We start from the raw sequence: 13789 nt of genomic DNA, 5'->3' as shown, positions 1-13789 counted from the left end.
CAGCCCCGAACGGCCGGCCGGGCTCAGCCCGAGTGGTGGCGCCCGATCGGCAGCACCAGCGGCGTCCGCGAGACCGGGTCCTCGATCACGCGCGACTCCATCCCGAACACCGCGCGCACCGTCTCCGGCGTCACCACCTCGGCGGGCGTGCCCGAGGCGTACAGGGCTCCGTCGCGCACGGCGACGAGGTGGTCGGCGTAGCGGGCGGCGAGGTTGAGGTCGTGCAGCACGATCACGATGGTCGTCCCGCGCGAGCGGTTGAGGTCGGTGAGCAGGTCGAGCACCTCGACCTGGTGCGACACGTCGAGGTAGGTCGTCGGCTCGTCCAGGAGGAGCACGTCGGTCCGCTGGGCGAGGGCCATCGCGATCCACACCCGCTGGCGCTGCCCGCCCGAGAGCTCGTCCACGGGGCGGTCGGCGAGCTCGAGCGTGCCGGTGTCGCGCAGCGCCTCCTCGACGATCGCGTCGTCGTCCGATCCGGAGCCGCGGCCGAAGAGGCCCCGGTGCGGGTAGCGGCCCCGGGCGACCAGGTCCGAGACGGCGATCCCCTCCGGCGCGATCGGGGTCTGCGGCAGCAGCCCCACCTGCTGCGCGACCTGGCGCGTCGGGAGCCGGTGGATCGCGCGCCCGTCGAGCAGGACGCTCCCCGAGCGCGGGGTGATCAGCCGCGCCATCGCGCGCAGGAGCGTCGACTTGCCGCAGGCGTTCGCGCCGACGATCACCGTGATCCGGCCGGGCGGCACGGCGAGCGAGAGCCCGTCGACCACGACGCGCTCGTCGTAGGCGAGGGTGACCGCGTCGGCGGCGAGGGTGGGCGGGGCGTCGGTCACAGGGAGCCTCCGGAGCGGTTGCGGCGGGCGAGGAGCCAGAGCAGGAAGGGCGCGCCGAGGGCGCCGGTGACGACGCCGACCGGGAAGCGCGCGCCCGAGAACAGCGCGCCGACGACGTACTGGGCGAGCAGGTCGGCGGCGAGCACCACGACCGCGCCGACCAGGGCGGAGGGGATCAGCAGCGTGCGCGCGCTCGGCAGGATCCGCCGCGCGATCGGCCCCGAGACGAAGGCGACGAACGCGATCGGGCCGGTGGCGGCGGTCGCGACGGCCACGAGGCCGACTCCGACCGCGAGCAGGGCCAGCCGGCTGCGCCGCACGTCGAGCCCGAGCGCGGTCGCCGACTCGTCGCCGAGCTGCAGCACGCCGAGCCGGCCCGAGAGCAGCAGCGCCAGCGGCACCAGCACGAGCATCGTCAGCGCGAGCGGCGGGACGGAGGGCCAGGCGGCCGAGTTGAGGCTGCCGGTCAGCCAGCGCAGCGACTCCTGGACGTCCTCGAAGTCGGCGCGGGTCTGCACGTAGGCGATCACGCTCTGGAACATCGCCGCGACGCCGATGCCGATGAGGATCAGCCGCGCTCCGATCACTCCGCCGCCCTCGGCCAGCCCGGCGATGATCAGGGCCGTCGCGAGCCCGGCCGCGACCGCGATCACCGAGACCGCGCCGCCCGAGAGCCCGAAGAACGCGATCGCGACGACGGCCGCCGCGCTCGCCCCCGACGTGATGCCGATGATGTCGGGGCTGGCGAGGGCGTTGCGCAGCATCGTCTGGAAGATCACGCCGCCCATCCCGAAGCCCACGCCCACCAGGACGGCGGTGATCGTGCGCGGCAGCCGCAGCGTGCCCACGGTGAAGGAGGCGCCCGGCACGGTCTCGCCGAGGACCACGCGGACGACCTCCGGCACCGAGTAGACCGTGCTGCCGACCGTGAGCGAGACGACGACGAGCGCCAGCGCGAGCACCGCGAGGACCGCGCAGCCGATGACCGTGCGTTGACGGCGCAGCGTGCGGCCGGCCGCGATGCCGACCGCGGCGGGCGCCTCCGCGGTCCTCACAGCGCCCGCACCTTCGAGCGGCGCACGATCGCGATGAGCACCGGGGCGCCGATCAGCGCGGTCACGATGCCCACCTCGACGTCGCTCGGCCGGGCGACCACGCGGCCGACCACGTCGGCGACGAGCAGCAGCAGGGCGCCGAGCAGAGCGGAGGAGGGCAGCAGCCAGGCGTGCGCGGGGCCGGTGACGCGGCGGGCGAGGTGCGGGACGACCAGGCCGATGAATCCGATCGGTCCGGCGATCGCGGTCGCGGCGCCGCAGAGCAGCACGGCCGCGAGCCCCGCGACCAGGCGGATGCGCCCCACGCGCCGGCCGAGGCCGGTCGCCAGGTCGTCGCCGAGCGCCAGGGCGTCGAGCCCTCGCGCGCTGGAGAGGGCCAGCACCGCGCCGACCGCGAGGAACGGGAGGACCTGCAGGATGCTCGCGGTCTCGGCGCCGCCGACTCCGCCGACCTGCCAGAAGCGGAAGCGGTTCAGCGTGGTCTCCTGGGTGAGCAGGACCGCGCTGATGAGGGAGGTGAGCGCGGCGGCGGTGGCGGCTCCGGCGAGGGCGAGCTTCAGCGGAGTGGCGCCCTCGCGGCCGAGCGACGCGACCGCGTAGACGAACGCCCCGGCGGCGGCGGCTCCGAGGAACGCGAGCCAGATGAACTGCGGCAGGCTCGTCGCGCCGACCCCGGCGATCCCGAGCACGACCGCGAGCGAGGCGCCGGAGTTGAGGCCGAGGATGCCCGGATCGGCGAGCGGGTTGCGGGTCAGGCCCTGCATCACGGCTCCGGCGAGCCCGAGCGCGGCGCCGACCAGGATCGCGAGGACCGTCCGCGGCACCCGCCCCTGCACCGCTGCGTCGACGATGGACGCCGGATCGGGGGAGGTCAACGCCGGCCAGACCTCGCCGAGCGGGATCTCGCGGGAGCCGTACACGAGCGAGAGGACCGACGCGACGGCCAGCGCGACGAGGGCGACCGCCAGCGCGGTCGCCCTCGTCTTCCGGGTGGGTGCGGTGCGGGTCACGACACCTTGTCGGCGGCCGCGGCGAGGCCGGCGGTGTACTCGTCGAGCACCCACGGGATGCTGAGCAGGTTCGGCGACGAGGTGGCCATGGCGGCGGAGGAGCCGTCCTCCAGCACGTAGACGGAGCCGCGCTCGACGGCCGGGATCTTGGAGAGCAGCGGGTCGGCCTGCAGTGCGGCGAGGGTCGTGTCGTCGCCGTAGACGACGAGCACGTCGGCGTCGAGCTGGTCGGCGTTCTCGGAGCTGATCGTGCCGCTGAACGCCTCCGAGTCGCCGGAGAGCTCGGCGACGCTCGGGGCGACGTCCAGCCCCAGGTCCTCGACGAACTTCACGCGCGCGTCGTTCGGCGTGTAGTAGGTGAAGGTGCTCGCGTCGGTCGGGTCGTACCAGCCGTACATGAACGTGGTGCCCGCGAGCTGCGGGTAGGACGCGGTGGTCTGCGTGATGTCGCTCTCGATCTCGCCGACCTTCGCGACGGCCTCGTCCTCGAGGCCCAGCGCGGCGCCGTCGAGCTTCGCGGAGTCCTGCCAGGTCGTGCCCCAGGGCAGGCCCGGGTAGGCGACGGTGGGGGCGATCTGGCTGAGGGTGTCGTAGTCCTGCCGGGTGATGCCGGAGTAGGCCGAGAGGATCACGGTCGGGCTGAGGTCCGAGATCGCCTCGAAGGGCACGCCGTCGGTCTCGTCGAACAGGGTCGGGGTCTCGGCGCCGGAGGCGTCGAGCGCCTCCTTCGTCCACACCAGCAGGCCGTCGCCGTCCTCGTCGCCGTAGGAGGCGCGGGTGAAGCCGACCGGGGTCACGCCCAGCGCGAGCGCCACGTCCTGGTTGGTCCAGCTCGTCGCGACGACGCGGTCGGCCGACTCGACGGTGGTGCTGCCGAAGGCGTGGTCGACGGTGACGGGGAAGCCCTCGCCGCTCTCGGCGGCGCTGCTCTCGGACGTGCCCTCGGAGCCGGCGTCGGCTCCTCCCGAGCAGGCGGTGAGCAGCAGCGCGGCGAGGCCGAGCGAGGCGACGGCGGTCAGGCGGAGGGGGGTGCGAGTGGCGGGCACGGCGATCCTTCGAAGGGGGTGGTGGGGTTGCGAAGGTTAACCTAACCTAACCGCCTGGACGGGGCCAGTGGCCGAGCGGATCAGCGGACGGCTCGCACAGCCACCACCGCATCCATCCGTCGTCCGCGGCCCGTGCCCGCCGCGGGGACGGGCCGCTGCTGACGGATCGATCGCGGGTGCGGCCCAGCGGGAGCATCGTTAGCGTGGAGGTCCGCGCCGATCGCCGGCGCCGAGGGGAGCCCCATGGATCAGACCGTCGAGATCGACGCCCGGGCGGAGGCCCTGCGCGCCGACCCCGAGAGCTTCGCCGCGATGGACGCGCTCTGGCGCAGCGTCTACGCCCTGCCGATGTGGTGCTTCATCGCGCGGGGGCCGGACGACGCGCCCACCCCCTTCGTCGGCGGCCTGGAGTCGGGGCCGATGGTCTTCGCCTTCACCACGGGGGAGCGCGCCCGCGCCGGGGCGCTGCACGCCGGCCTCTCCGACGAGGACGCGTCGCGCGTGCTGAAGGTGCCGATGCCGGCCGCGCTCGAGTGGATCGCGGCGATGGGGTCCTCCGGAGTCGCGGGAGTGGTCTTCGACCTGCCCCGCTTCGGGTACTTCGCGCCTCTCCAGAACCTGCTGCCGATGCGCGACTTCATGGCGGCGAACCCGCCGGCCTGAGCCCCGCCCCGTCGAGACCAGCGGATCCGCCGATACCAGCTGATCCGCCGGTTGTCGCCGCCCCGAACTGGTCGCTGGACGACACCCGAGGATGGTGGGCCGGAGGCGCGCCCGTCCTCCGAGGACGAGGCCGGGAGATGCCGATGGGGAAGCTGCACTACGACGGATCGGTCGAGATCGACGTCGAGGACCGGGTGCTCGCCCACCTGCAGATCGTCCTCACCGCGAAGCTGCGCCGGGGGGAGTCGTGCCTGCTCACCTGGCGCGACGAGAACGGGATGAGCGACGGCCGCAGCGCGATCGGGCTGCACCCCTCGCACACGCTCCGCTACACCTACGCCGGCGGCCGCATGCCCCGCATCAAGCCCGCCTGGATCTCGGCGCTCACCGATCTCGCGAACTCCGCCGGCGGCCTCCGCTTCGTCCCCGAGCCGCCGGAGCCCGTGCGTCCCCCCGGCGGGAGCGCTCGCCGGTGACCGGCGGCCGGCCCTGTGCCCGGCCTCGGGCTCAGCAGCCGGAGTCGGCGGCGTCCGCGTCGAGCGCCGCCGCGGTGCCGAGCGCGATCAGCGACTGATCCGTCGCGACCGCGACCCTCGGGAAGCCGAGCGATCGCAGCAGCCCGGCGCGCTCGCGGTCGCCCGCGTAGGCCCCGGCGCCCTTGCCCGCGCGCCGGGCCGCCGCGGCGATCCTCGGCAGCGGGTCGTCCGGTCCGTCCGCGGCGAGCAGGTCGGACAGGTCCCGTCCGAGGCCGATCGCGAGGTCGAACGGGCCGACGAACACTCCGCTCACGCCCGGCACCGCGAGGATCCGATCGACGGCGTCGAGGCCGGCCTGCGTCTCGATCATGACCCAGAGCGCGGTGCGCGCCTCGGCGGCCGACGGGGGAGCGGCGCCCCAGAGATCGGACATCGGCCCCCAGCTGCGGCGGCCGAGCGGCGGGTAGTGCGCGGCGCGGACGGCCGCGAGCGCCTCCTCGACCGTCTCGATCATCGGGACGACGACGACGTCCGCTCCGGCGTCGAGCGCCCTGCCGATCAGCGCGTCGGAGAGCCCGGCGACCCGGACGCCGACGGGCGGCCTCCCGCTCACGGCGCCGAGCGCGCGCAGGGAGGCGAGGACCGCGGCGTCGTCGAACGCGCCGTGCTGCGCGTCCAGGCACAGCCACGCCGGCCCGCCGCGCGCGATCTGCGCGACGGTCAGCGGCTCCCCGAGCCGGCACCACACCCCGTCGGCCCGACCGTCTCCGAGAACCCGTTCCGCATCCACGGGTCCGATCCTCGCGCACGGAGCGTCGCCTAGGCGAGGACCGCCAGTGCCGTCGACAGGATCCCGAGGACGACGCCCGCCCCGAGCAGGATCAGGCCGGTCAGGCGCAGCGCCCGCACCGCGTCGCTCCACCGGTGCAGGCGGATGCGGTGCGGATCCTCCTCGCGGTAGTGCACCTCCCGCTGGTCCGACCGTGTCGGCGTCAGCGGGTCCCCGGCGGACAGCGGACGCGATCGCACCTCGCCGGCCCGGGTCACCCAGTGCAGCGCGAGGGGCGGACCCTCCTCGAGGTAGGCGGTCGTCGTCAGCCAGCGTCCGTCGATCAGCGCCGCGACGAACGCGGCGAGCAGGAACAGCACGCCGAGGGGGAGGGTGACCAGCGAGAGGGCCTCGGAGATCGTCTCCAGCATGCAGCGTCCCTCCGACCGGATCCGGTGCTGAGCGTACCGAGTCGGCGGCCGGCGCGTCCGCAGTGGGACGCGCCCCGCCGCCGAGCCCGCGGGCCTCAGCCCCAGGCGACCTCGAGGTCGACGACGAACGTCACTCCGAAGCGATCGCGCAGCATCCCGTAGAGGGGCGACCAGGCCGCCGGGGCCAGGGGCACGACGACCGCTGCCCCCTCCGAGAGGCCGTCCCAGAGGCGGTGCAGCTCCTCGGCGTCGGAGCCGCGCAGCGACACGAACACCTGGATCGTGCCCGGGTCGTAAGCCGTGTGCGCGGGGACGTCGTACGCCATGACGCGGAAGCCGGCCTCGGAGACGACCTGGCCCCACATCAGCTGGTCGGCCTCGTCGGGCGAGGTGACAGCGTTCGCGTCCGCGTAGGACATCGCGTCGACCCGGCCTCCCGTGACCGAGGCGTAGAACTCCAGCGCCTCGCGGGCCTGTCCGCGGAAGTTGAGGTGGGTCGTCGTGGTGATGCTCATGGTGCGCTCCTCGCAGTCGTGCCGGGTCGATCACCCGGTGCCCCGACGCTCCCAGGAGAAGAGGACGGTAACGGTCCTCTTCTCGGAATACCCTCGGGACGTGCCCACGACGACCGAGCGGCTCCTCCTGCTCCTCTCCCTCCTGCAGACCCGCCGCGACTGGCCGGGCGGAGTGCTCGCCGAGCGCCTGGGGATCGCGCCGCGCACGGTGCGTCGCGACGTCGACCGGCTCCGCACGATGGGCTACCGGATCGACGCGGCGAAGGGCCCCGACGGCGGGTACCGGCTCGAGGCCGGCGCCGAGCTCCCGCCGCTGCTCTTCGACGACGAGCAGGTGCTCGCCCTCACCGCCGCCCTGCGCGCGCCGATCGCGGGGCTCGAGGAGGCGTCGGCCCGTGCGCTGGCGACGGTGCGGCAGGTCCTGCCCGCCCGGCTCCGGCCCCGAGCTGATGCGCTGCGCTTCACGGTCGCGGCGGCGCCGGCTCCCGCAGTCCCTCCGGAGCGGCTGGTCGCGGTCGCGGCGGCCGTCCGGGCCTCGGAGGTGCTCCGCTTCGCGTACGCGGAGGCGGTGCGCCGCGTCGAGCCCCACCACCTGGTCGCGCGTCAGGGCCGCTGGTACCTCATCGGCTTCGACCTCGACCGCGACGACTGGCGGGTGTTCCGCGTCGACCGGCTCGAGCCGCGCTCACCCCGCGGTGCCCGCTTCCGCCGCCGGGCGCTGCCGGTCGGGAGTCCCGCCGAGTTCCTGGAGGCGCGGTTCCGCGGCGGAGCGCCCAAGGAGGGGTGGCCGTGCCGCGGCTCGGTGGTGCTGGAGGCGCCCGCCGCCGAGGTCCTGCCCTACGCGGGCGACGGGGAGGTGGAGGACCTCGGCGACGCGGGCTGCCGACTCGCCCTCGGCGCCTGGTCGTGGGAGGCGCTCGCCGCGTCGTTCGGCCGGTTCGACGCTCCGATGGCCGGGGCGGAGCCGCCCGAGCTGGCCGCCGCGTTCGTCGTGCTCGCGGAGCGGTACGCCGCGGCGGGAGCCTGACCGGACCGCGTCGGCCGTCCTCCGCCGCTACTTCACCGAGTACCGGGCGCTCCCCGTGCTGCCGTCCGCCGTCGTGACCGTCAGCGTCCAGCAGGTGCCCCGCTTCGCGGGCACCGTCCACGCCTTCACGTAGCGGTTCGTCGCGGTGTCGTAGCGGAGGCGTCCGGTCAGGGTGGTCGTCGGCGCTCCGGTGAGGACGGCGCCGGCGGTGCAGGAGGTCTGCTTCTGCGTGACGCTGCGCACGTCGGCGAGGGCGGAGTGGCGGAACGTTCCTGCGGAGGACGTCGAGGTCACCTGGAACGTCATGCCGGTCGCGGCTCCGGCGGCCACGCTCTTCACCGAGGTGCTGAGCCCGCCGATCGTCCACGGGGTCACGGTGTAGGACGCGGTGAGGGTCGAGACGTTGCCCGCCCGGTCGGTCGCGGTCGCCCGGTACACGTGCGGACCGACGGAGCGGCCGCCGCCCGTGATCACGCAGTCGCCGGTGAGGCCCGAGAGCGCGTCGTCCGCGAGGCAGCGCGCCTCCGGGAGCACCGTGCCGTAGGGGTAGGACCCCTCGGGCCTCGACGTGAACGAGAGCTGCGGCTTCGTGGTGTCGATGGCGATGCCGCTGCGGGTCGTCGTGGCGCGGTTGCCCGCGTTGTCGACGGCGGTGCCGGTGACGCTCTGGCCGGGGCCCTCGCGCAGGATCCGCGCGGGGGTGCAGCTGCGGATCCCGGAGCCGCTGCCGTCGGCGCAGGAGAAGCCGACGGAGACGGGGGAGCGGAACCAGCCCGCGGCGTTCGGAGCCGTCGGCGCGGTCGTCGCGGCGATGGTGGGGACGCCGGTGTCGACGATCCGGTAGGTCGCGGCGGCGGTCGTGGTCAGTCCTCCGTAGTCGGTCCAGGTGCAGGTCGCCGTGCGGGTGCCGAGGCCGTTCACGAGCGTGCCGGTGACGACGGCCTCCTCGCTGAACGTTCCGCTCTCCGCATCCGTGATCGCGCAGGCGGCCCTCGGCTCCGAGCCCTTCTCGTAGGAGGCGCCGTCGGTGGCGGAGGCGACCGTCACGACGGGCGGGGTGTTCGCGGGGACCACGGTGACCGTGTGCGGCACGCCGGCCGTGGTGCCGTACGCGTTCCGCGCGCTCACCGTGAAGGTGGAGTCGCCTGCGGTGGTCGGCCTGCCCGAGACGACGCCCTCCGGCGAGAGGGCCACCCCCGCGGGAAGGGCGCCGGACGAGACCTCGAAGGTCGCAGCCGGGCCGGACGCCGTGAAGGTCGCGGAGTAGCGGGTCCCGGTCTTGACGAGCGTCTCGGCGGTGTCGGCGGTGAGGGTCGGCAGCGGGCCGATCGCGAAGGCGTGGTTGAAGCCGACCGCGATGCCGGTGGCGCCGGTGATCCCGGCCGGGACGTCCAGCTCCGTGTCGCCGTCGGGGTGCAGGGAGACGACGGTGCCGTCGGACGTCAGCAGGACGCTGAAGCCGATGCCGGCGGCGATCGCGGTGATGCCGCCGAGATCGGCGGGGACCCGCGGCAAGCCGGAGTCGGCGGGGTCGCCCCAGGTGACGACGGTGCCGTCCCGCTTCAGGGCGAGGCTGTGGGAGTAGCTGACCGAGACGGCGACGACGTCGCGGAGGCCTGCCGGGGCGGTGTACGCGCCCCTGTCGTCGCCGCCCCACGCCACGACCGTCCCGTCGGCGCGCAGCGCGAGGCTGTTCCAGCCGCCCGCGGCGATCGCGACCACTCCGGAGAGACCCGCCGGCACGTCGGTCGCTCCGAACTGATCGGAGCCCCAGGCCGCCACGGTCCCGTCGCCCCGCAGAGCGAGGGTGTGGTAGCTGCCCGCGGCGACGGCGGTCACGCCGCCGAGTCCGGCCGGGACGTCGGTCTGGCCCTGACGGTCGTCGCCCCACGCGACGACCGTCCCCTCCATCGTGAGGGCGATGCTGTGGAGGTACCCGGTCGAGATCGCGGTCACCTCGCGGAGCCCGGCCGGCACGTCCCGCTCGCCCTCCAGATCCGCTCCCCAGGCCTCGACGGTGCCGTCGGTGTGGAGCGCGAGGGTGTGGCTGTAGCTGCTCGCGACGTCCGTGAGGTCGGACATGCCCGCCGGCACGTCCCACTCCCCGTTGAGGTAGCGCCCCCAGGCGGCGACGCCGTTGGCGAGGTGGTCGTTCCCGACCGGCACCGGGTCCGGCTCGGCGGAGGCGAGGGGAGCCGCGGTGCCGGCGAGCAGGGCGACGGTCGCGGTCAGAGCGAGCAGAGTGCGGCGCAGACCCGCGGCGGTGCGGGCGGGACGCGGAGAAGCGGGGTCGGTCACGGGCTCACGCTAGGGGCCGGCTCTCCTCCGAGGCGGGGCAGGGGGCGCCCTGTAGCGGACATGTCCTCTAGAGGGCGGAGCGCCGCTTCTCCAGGGCGGAGCCCGTCTCCTCCAGGGCGGAGCCTGGCCCCTCGGGGCCCGCGGCGGAAGGGCTTGCCCGGATCCGCGGCGGGGGATTGGCTGGAGGACAGGAGAGAGAGGTGTCACCATGACGCAGACCTTCCCCGCCTGGTTGCGGGATCAGCAGAAGAGGGACGACGAGGTCGGCCGCTTCGCGCAGGCCTTCGGCGGTCGCGACGACCTGCCCGAGCACGGCGGCCGCGCGATCTACGACGGCTACTTCGCCAGCGAGCCCGAGTCGGCGCAGGCCGATCTGGACCGTGCCTGGATGGAGTTCGAGGCGCACCCCGAGCCGTCCGCCACGTCCGACGAGCCGGAGGGACTCCGATGAGCGACCAGACCCCGAGCCCCGTCGAGGACCCGGACGACCAGTCCGACAAGCCGTCGCAGGCCGAGGGCGAGGACGAGCGCGACACCCCGCACGAGGTCCTGCCCGCCGAGGGCAAGCCCTCGAAGGCCGAGGGCTGAGCCGACGCACTGAGCCGACGTACTCCCCGGAGGGGCGCATCCTGCAGAGGGTGCGCCCCTCCGCCGCGTCAGCGTCCGGTGACCGCCAGCAGCTCGTGCGCCGCGGCGCTGTCCGGGTAGCGGGAGAGCACGCGCTCCAGATCGCGCCGAGCCGGAGCCGTGCGCCCGTCCGAGAGGAGCGTGCTCGCGCGCTCGAGCAGCGCCTCCGCCGGCAGCTCCAGGGGACGCGCGCTGGTGACGGTCGGGCGCACCACGCGGTCGAACGCCTCGGGGGCGCCCTCGATCAGGCCGAGCTCGCGAAGAGCGACGCCGCGGCGGATGAGCACCGCGGCGGAGGCGGCGTCCACGTTCTCGACGGGCGCCGAGAACTCGGCCACGTCGCTCCAGCGTCAGCGGGCGGAGTAGAGGGAGGCGAGGGTCGACGCCGCGAGGGTCGACGGCTCCCGGGTCTCGACCGCCACGACCGCTGCAGCCGGATCCATCGATGCTGCGAGCTCGGCGTAGAGCAGGCGCAGCGCCGGGGCGTCGAGCGGCACCTCCACGTCGAGGCCGCCGCTCAGCGGCAGGCGGACGGTCAGCGCGAGCCCGTAGCGGCGGAGGAAGGAGTCGGCCGACGGGTCGTAGTGGATGCGCACCAGCCAGCCGGTGAGCCGCAGAGCGCGGTCGTCGTCCGCGGAGTGCAGGGCGTCGCGGACGAGCTCGACGACGGCCGCGAGGCGCGAGCCCTCGGGGGAGCCGGTGGTCGCCTCGTGCAGGTCCTCCGCCGGCGCCCCGGCGCGCACGAGCCGGAGCAGGGGCGCCTCCCACGCCGGAGCGAGGGCGGAGGGGCGCACGAGACCCGGCCCGCCGGGCATGCCGAGCCAGCCGGACAGCCGGGAGCGGTGGCCCTCGGGGGAGAGCGGGTCGCCGGCCGCCCGGAGCCGGGGGCGCGCGAGGGCACGGAGCTCTCCGCTCCGCCGGAAGCCGACTGCCACGGCCGATCCCCCTCCGCGTACGACGGCGGCTGAGGACCGTCGATCCGCCGAGTCCACGGCGTCGCCCCCCCGCCGTCACCCCCGAACGGGGAGCGACGCGCTGGCGGCGATCCCCCGCCTCCCGTCGTCGCCCCCCGGCGCTGTCAGGCGCCGATCGAGCCCGCCGTGCGCAGCGGCATCACGTCGGGCTTCTCGGCGGTGCTCGCGATCGTCACGACCGCCTTCTCCTCGTTCGAGCGGAGCACGGCGTCCATGATCTCGAGCACGTGCAGGGCCACGCGGCCGGAGGCGCGGTGCGGGCGGTCCTCCGCGATCGCCTCCGCGAGGTCGGCCAGTCCCACTCCGCGACCGGTGTCGATCACGCCGGCGGAGTCGGGGACGACCCGCCAGTCCTCGTCGCGGACAGCGACCTCGACCGGGTCCGAGAACATGTTCGGATCCGGGACCGAGATGGTGCCCTCGGTGCCGTAGACCTCGAACTTCGGGGCCCGGCTGCGCCAGACCTCGAAGCTCACGGTGACGGTCGTGGCGACTCCGCTCGCGTGCTCGAGCAGCGCGGTGATGTGCGTGTCGATCGTCACCTCGATCGGCGTGCCCGCCTTCGGCCCGGTCTCGATCGTGCGCGGGCGGTCGGAGCGGGTGGCCAGGCCCGTGACGCGGACGACCGGCCCGAAGAAGTGCACGAGCGCCGTCAGGTAGTACGGGCCCATGTCCAGCAGCGGGCCGCCGCCGGGCTGGTAGTAGAACTCGGGCGCCGGGTGCCAGCGCTCGTGGCCGGGAGCGGCCCAGTGCACCTGCGCGGCGATCGGGGTGCCGATCGCGCCGGAGTCGAGGGTGAGGCGCGCGGTCTGCACGCCGGTCCCGAGCACCGTGTCCGGGGCGCTCGCGAAGCGCAGGCCCAGCTCGTCCGCGAGGTCGAGCATCGGCGCGGCCTCGGCCGGGTTCAGCCCGAGCGGCTTCTCGGCGAAGACGTGCTTGCCCGCCTTCAGGGCGCGGGTGCCGATCTCGACGTGCGCCGCCGGGATCGTGAGGTTCAGCACCGCGTCGATCTCCGGGTCGTCGATCAGCGCGTCGACGGTGAGGGCGCGGACGCCCTGCTCGTCGGCGACCTGCTGCGCCCGCTCCTGGTTCAGGTCGGCGACCGCGACGAGGCGGAGGCCGGGGAAGGTCGGGAGGTTCGCGAGGTACTGCTCGCTGATCTTCCCGACGCCGATGATGCCGACTCTCAGCGGGACGCCCACAGCATTCCCCTCTCGATGATCGTGCGGACGTTGTCGTCCTGGAGGATCTCGACGCGGTGGCCCGGCGTCGAGACGAAGATGCGGCCCTCGCCCCAGAGGCGGGTCCAGATCGCGGGGGAGGTGATGGGGCGCTTCCACGGGTCCCACGGGCGGACGGCCTGCGTGGTCGTGGCGAGCACGTCGTTGTAGTCGTCGTGCAGCACCCAGTACTGCTCCGTGACCAGCTCGAAGTCGGTGATGCCCTGCGTGATCGGGTGGTCGGCGGCGAGGGCCGTCATCTCGATCGTGTGCGGCATGTAGTTGTCCGACTGCTCGCCGGTGCGCTCGTCCGGGTGCTTGCCGGGGTGCGAGGCGAACTGGCCGCCGATCAGCTGCAGGTAGTCGGAGTTGTCGCGGTAGGAGTCGGCGATCCCGCCGTGCCAGCCGGCGAGGCCCGTGCCGCGCTCGACCGCCGCGCGGAGGCCCAGGAACTCCTCCCACTGGATGGAGGTCATCGTGTTCGACTGCACGATCAGGTCGACCGTCCGCATGTAGGCCTCGTCGGCGTACACGGCGGTCGACTCCTCGACGCGCACGTCGTAGCCGTTGTCGCGGAGGAACGGCAGGAACAGCTCGGTCGCCTCGACCGGTTGGTGGCCGTCCCAGCCCCCTCGGACGACGAGGGCCGTCTTGCCGGGAGTGGTCGGGGAGTGGTCGGTCATCGTCGTCCTCACGTGCGGGCGGATCGCTCCGCGGTTCGTCATCGAACAGGACTTGCGCAACTTCTGTGCGGGAGCCCCGGCGTCCGACCATCATGCACCGCGGTTCCCGGCGGAGCAAGCCGTCCTGGCGCAGGGCTAGTTGCGAAAGTCGGTATCCGCTACGGT

General features: G+C 74.4%; 17 protein-coding genes. 5 read left to right on the top strand and 12 right to left on the bottom strand.

Annotated elements, in window-relative coordinates; genetic code table 11:
* Nucleotides 1-23 precede the first annotated feature (23 nt).
* From C5B95_RS14535 to C5B95_RS14520, 4 genes are read right to left on the bottom strand one after another with little or no spacing between them, the layout of a single operon-like run.
* The gene (locus C5B95_RS14535; protein ID WP_104224308.1) at nucleotides 24-830 is read right to left on the bottom strand and encodes an ABC transporter ATP-binding protein; all 807 of its coding nucleotides are present in this window, start codon (nucleotides 828-830) and stop codon (nucleotides 24-26) included.
* Nucleotides 827-1885 carry an iron chelate uptake ABC transporter family permease subunit gene (locus tag C5B95_RS14530; protein WP_104273799.1) on the bottom strand — a complete coding sequence of 353 codons (1059 nt, stop codon included), beginning with the start codon at nucleotides 1883-1885 and terminating at the stop codon, nucleotides 827-829. Before C5B95_RS14530 ends, C5B95_RS14535 begins: the two co-directional genes overlap by 4 nt.
* The gene (locus tag C5B95_RS14525) at nucleotides 1882-2895 is read right to left on the bottom strand and encodes an iron ABC transporter permease (protein ID WP_104224306.1); all 1014 of its coding nucleotides are present in this window, start codon (nucleotides 2893-2895) and stop codon (nucleotides 1882-1884) included. The genes C5B95_RS14530 and C5B95_RS14525 overlap by 4 nt, the downstream gene beginning before the upstream one ends.
* Entirely contained in the window at nucleotides 2892-3941 is a 1050-nt protein-coding gene (locus C5B95_RS14520) for an iron-siderophore ABC transporter substrate-binding protein (RefSeq protein ID WP_104329680.1), read from the bottom strand. Before C5B95_RS14520 ends, C5B95_RS14525 begins: the two co-directional genes overlap by 4 nt.
* A gap of 243 nt (nucleotides 3942-4184) precedes the next feature.
* Here C5B95_RS14520 and C5B95_RS14515 point away from each other — a divergent pair, with 243 nt between their 5' ends.
* Both C5B95_RS14515 and C5B95_RS14510 read left to right on the top strand, forming a co-directional pair.
* Nucleotides 4185-4604: a hypothetical protein gene (locus C5B95_RS14515; RefSeq protein WP_104224305.1), complete on the top strand. Its 420-nt coding sequence runs from the start codon at nucleotides 4185-4187 to the stop codon at nucleotides 4602-4604.
* 143 nt (nucleotides 4605-4747) lie between these two features.
* Entirely contained in the window at nucleotides 4748-5080 is a 333-nt protein-coding gene (locus C5B95_RS14510; protein WP_104349504.1) for an ATP-dependent DNA ligase, read from the top strand.
* 31 nt (nucleotides 5081-5111) lie between these two features.
* On the opposite strand, the gene C5B95_RS17625 is transcribed toward C5B95_RS14510, so the two are convergent.
* The 3 genes from C5B95_RS17625 to C5B95_RS14500 form a co-directional block, all read right to left on the bottom strand.
* Nucleotides 5112-5870, bottom strand: a complete 759-nt coding sequence (locus C5B95_RS17625) for an HpcH/HpaI aldolase/citrate lyase family protein (RefSeq protein WP_181068097.1) — start codon at nucleotides 5868-5870, stop codon at nucleotides 5112-5114.
* A gap of 29 nt (nucleotides 5871-5899) precedes the next feature.
* Entirely contained in the window at nucleotides 5900-6280 is a 381-nt protein-coding gene (locus C5B95_RS17620) for a hypothetical protein (RefSeq protein WP_104267914.1), read from the bottom strand.
* A 95-nt stretch (nucleotides 6281-6375) separates the two neighbouring features.
* A complete protein-coding gene (locus tag C5B95_RS14500; protein ID WP_104349496.1) occupies nucleotides 6376-6795 on the bottom strand; it encodes a VOC family protein in 420 nt (139 codons plus the stop codon).
* 100 nt (nucleotides 6796-6895) lie between these two features.
* Here C5B95_RS14500 and C5B95_RS14495 point away from each other — a divergent pair, with 100 nt between their 5' ends.
* Nucleotides 6896-7822: a YafY family protein gene (locus tag C5B95_RS14495; RefSeq protein ID WP_258060027.1), complete on the top strand. Its 927-nt coding sequence runs from the start codon at nucleotides 6896-6898 to the stop codon at nucleotides 7820-7822.
* Nucleotides 7823-7849: 27 nt separating this feature from the next.
* Here C5B95_RS14495 and C5B95_RS14490 read toward each other — a convergent pair whose 3' ends face one another.
* On the bottom strand, nucleotides 7850-10120 hold the full coding sequence (locus tag C5B95_RS14490) for a PxKF domain-containing protein (RefSeq protein ID WP_104349494.1): 2271 nt from the start codon (nucleotides 10118-10120) through the stop codon (nucleotides 7850-7852).
* 208 nt (nucleotides 10121-10328) lie between these two features.
* Between C5B95_RS14490 and C5B95_RS14485 the strand changes: the two genes are divergently transcribed.
* Both C5B95_RS14485 and C5B95_RS17615 read left to right on the top strand, forming a co-directional pair.
* Nucleotides 10329-10571 (top strand): hypothetical protein, encoded by a 243-nt coding sequence (locus C5B95_RS14485; RefSeq protein ID WP_104227148.1) that lies wholly within the window; start codon nucleotides 10329-10331, stop codon nucleotides 10569-10571.
* Nucleotides 10568-10708 (top strand): hypothetical protein, encoded by a 141-nt coding sequence (locus C5B95_RS17615; RefSeq protein ID WP_159940045.1) that lies wholly within the window; start codon nucleotides 10568-10570, stop codon nucleotides 10706-10708. The genes C5B95_RS14485 and C5B95_RS17615 overlap by 4 nt, the downstream gene beginning before the upstream one ends.
* 68 nt (nucleotides 10709-10776) lie before the next feature.
* Here C5B95_RS17615 and C5B95_RS14480 read toward each other — a convergent pair whose 3' ends face one another.
* The 4 genes from C5B95_RS14480 to C5B95_RS14465 all read right to left on the bottom strand — a co-directional run bounded on the left by C5B95_RS14480 (nucleotide 10777) and on the right by C5B95_RS14465 (nucleotide 13624).
* Nucleotides 10777-11085 (bottom strand): tol-pal system YbgF family protein, encoded by a 309-nt coding sequence (locus C5B95_RS14480; RefSeq protein WP_104349493.1) that lies wholly within the window; start codon nucleotides 11083-11085, stop codon nucleotides 10777-10779.
* A gap of 12 nt (nucleotides 11086-11097) precedes the next feature.
* A complete protein-coding gene (locus C5B95_RS14475; protein WP_104349492.1) occupies nucleotides 11098-11682 on the bottom strand; it encodes a hypothetical protein in 585 nt (194 codons plus the stop codon).
* Between the two features lie 143 nt (nucleotides 11683-11825).
* On the bottom strand, nucleotides 11826-12923 hold the full coding sequence (locus tag C5B95_RS14470; RefSeq protein WP_104255953.1) for a Gfo/Idh/MocA family protein: 1098 nt from the start codon (nucleotides 12921-12923) through the stop codon (nucleotides 11826-11828).
* A complete protein-coding gene (locus C5B95_RS14465) occupies nucleotides 12908-13624 on the bottom strand; it encodes a ThuA domain-containing protein (RefSeq protein WP_104227162.1) in 717 nt (238 codons plus the stop codon). The genes C5B95_RS14470 and C5B95_RS14465 overlap by 16 nt, the downstream gene beginning before the upstream one ends.
* Between the last annotated feature and the right edge of the window lie 165 nt (nucleotides 13625-13789).

The organism is Rathayibacter sp. AY1A7, assembly GCF_002930845.1.
Classification (GTDB): domain Bacteria; phylum Actinomycetota; class Actinomycetes; order Actinomycetales; family Microbacteriaceae; genus Rathayibacter.
This window is presented reverse-complemented; position numbering and strand designations above follow the sequence as displayed.

Bases quoted from the DNA above. Each gene is read 5' to 3' on its own strand.
- C5B95_RS14515 (WP_104224305.1), top strand. From the start codon at position 4,185: ATGGATCAGACCGTCGAGATCGACGCCCGGGCGGAGGCCCTGCGCGCC.
- C5B95_RS14510 (WP_104349504.1), top strand. From the start codon at position 4,748: ATGGGGAAGCTGCACTACGACGGATCGGTCGAGATCGACGTCGAGGAC.
- C5B95_RS17620 (WP_104267914.1), bottom strand. From the start codon at position 6,280: ATGCTGGAGACGATCTCCGAGGCCCTCTCGCTGGTCACCCTCCCCCTC.
- C5B95_RS14500 (WP_104349496.1), bottom strand. From the start codon at position 6,795: ATGAGCATCACCACGACGACCCACCTCAACTTCCGCGGACAGGCCCGC.
- C5B95_RS14485 (WP_104227148.1), top strand. From the start codon at position 10,329: ATGACGCAGACCTTCCCCGCCTGGTTGCGGGATCAGCAGAAGAGGGAC.
- C5B95_RS17615 (WP_159940045.1), top strand. From the start codon at position 10,568: ATGAGCGACCAGACCCCGAGCCCCGTCGAGGACCCGGACGACCAGTCC.
- C5B95_RS14465 (WP_104227162.1), bottom strand. From the start codon at position 13,624: ATGACCGACCACTCCCCGACCACTCCCGGCAAGACGGCCCTCGTCGTC.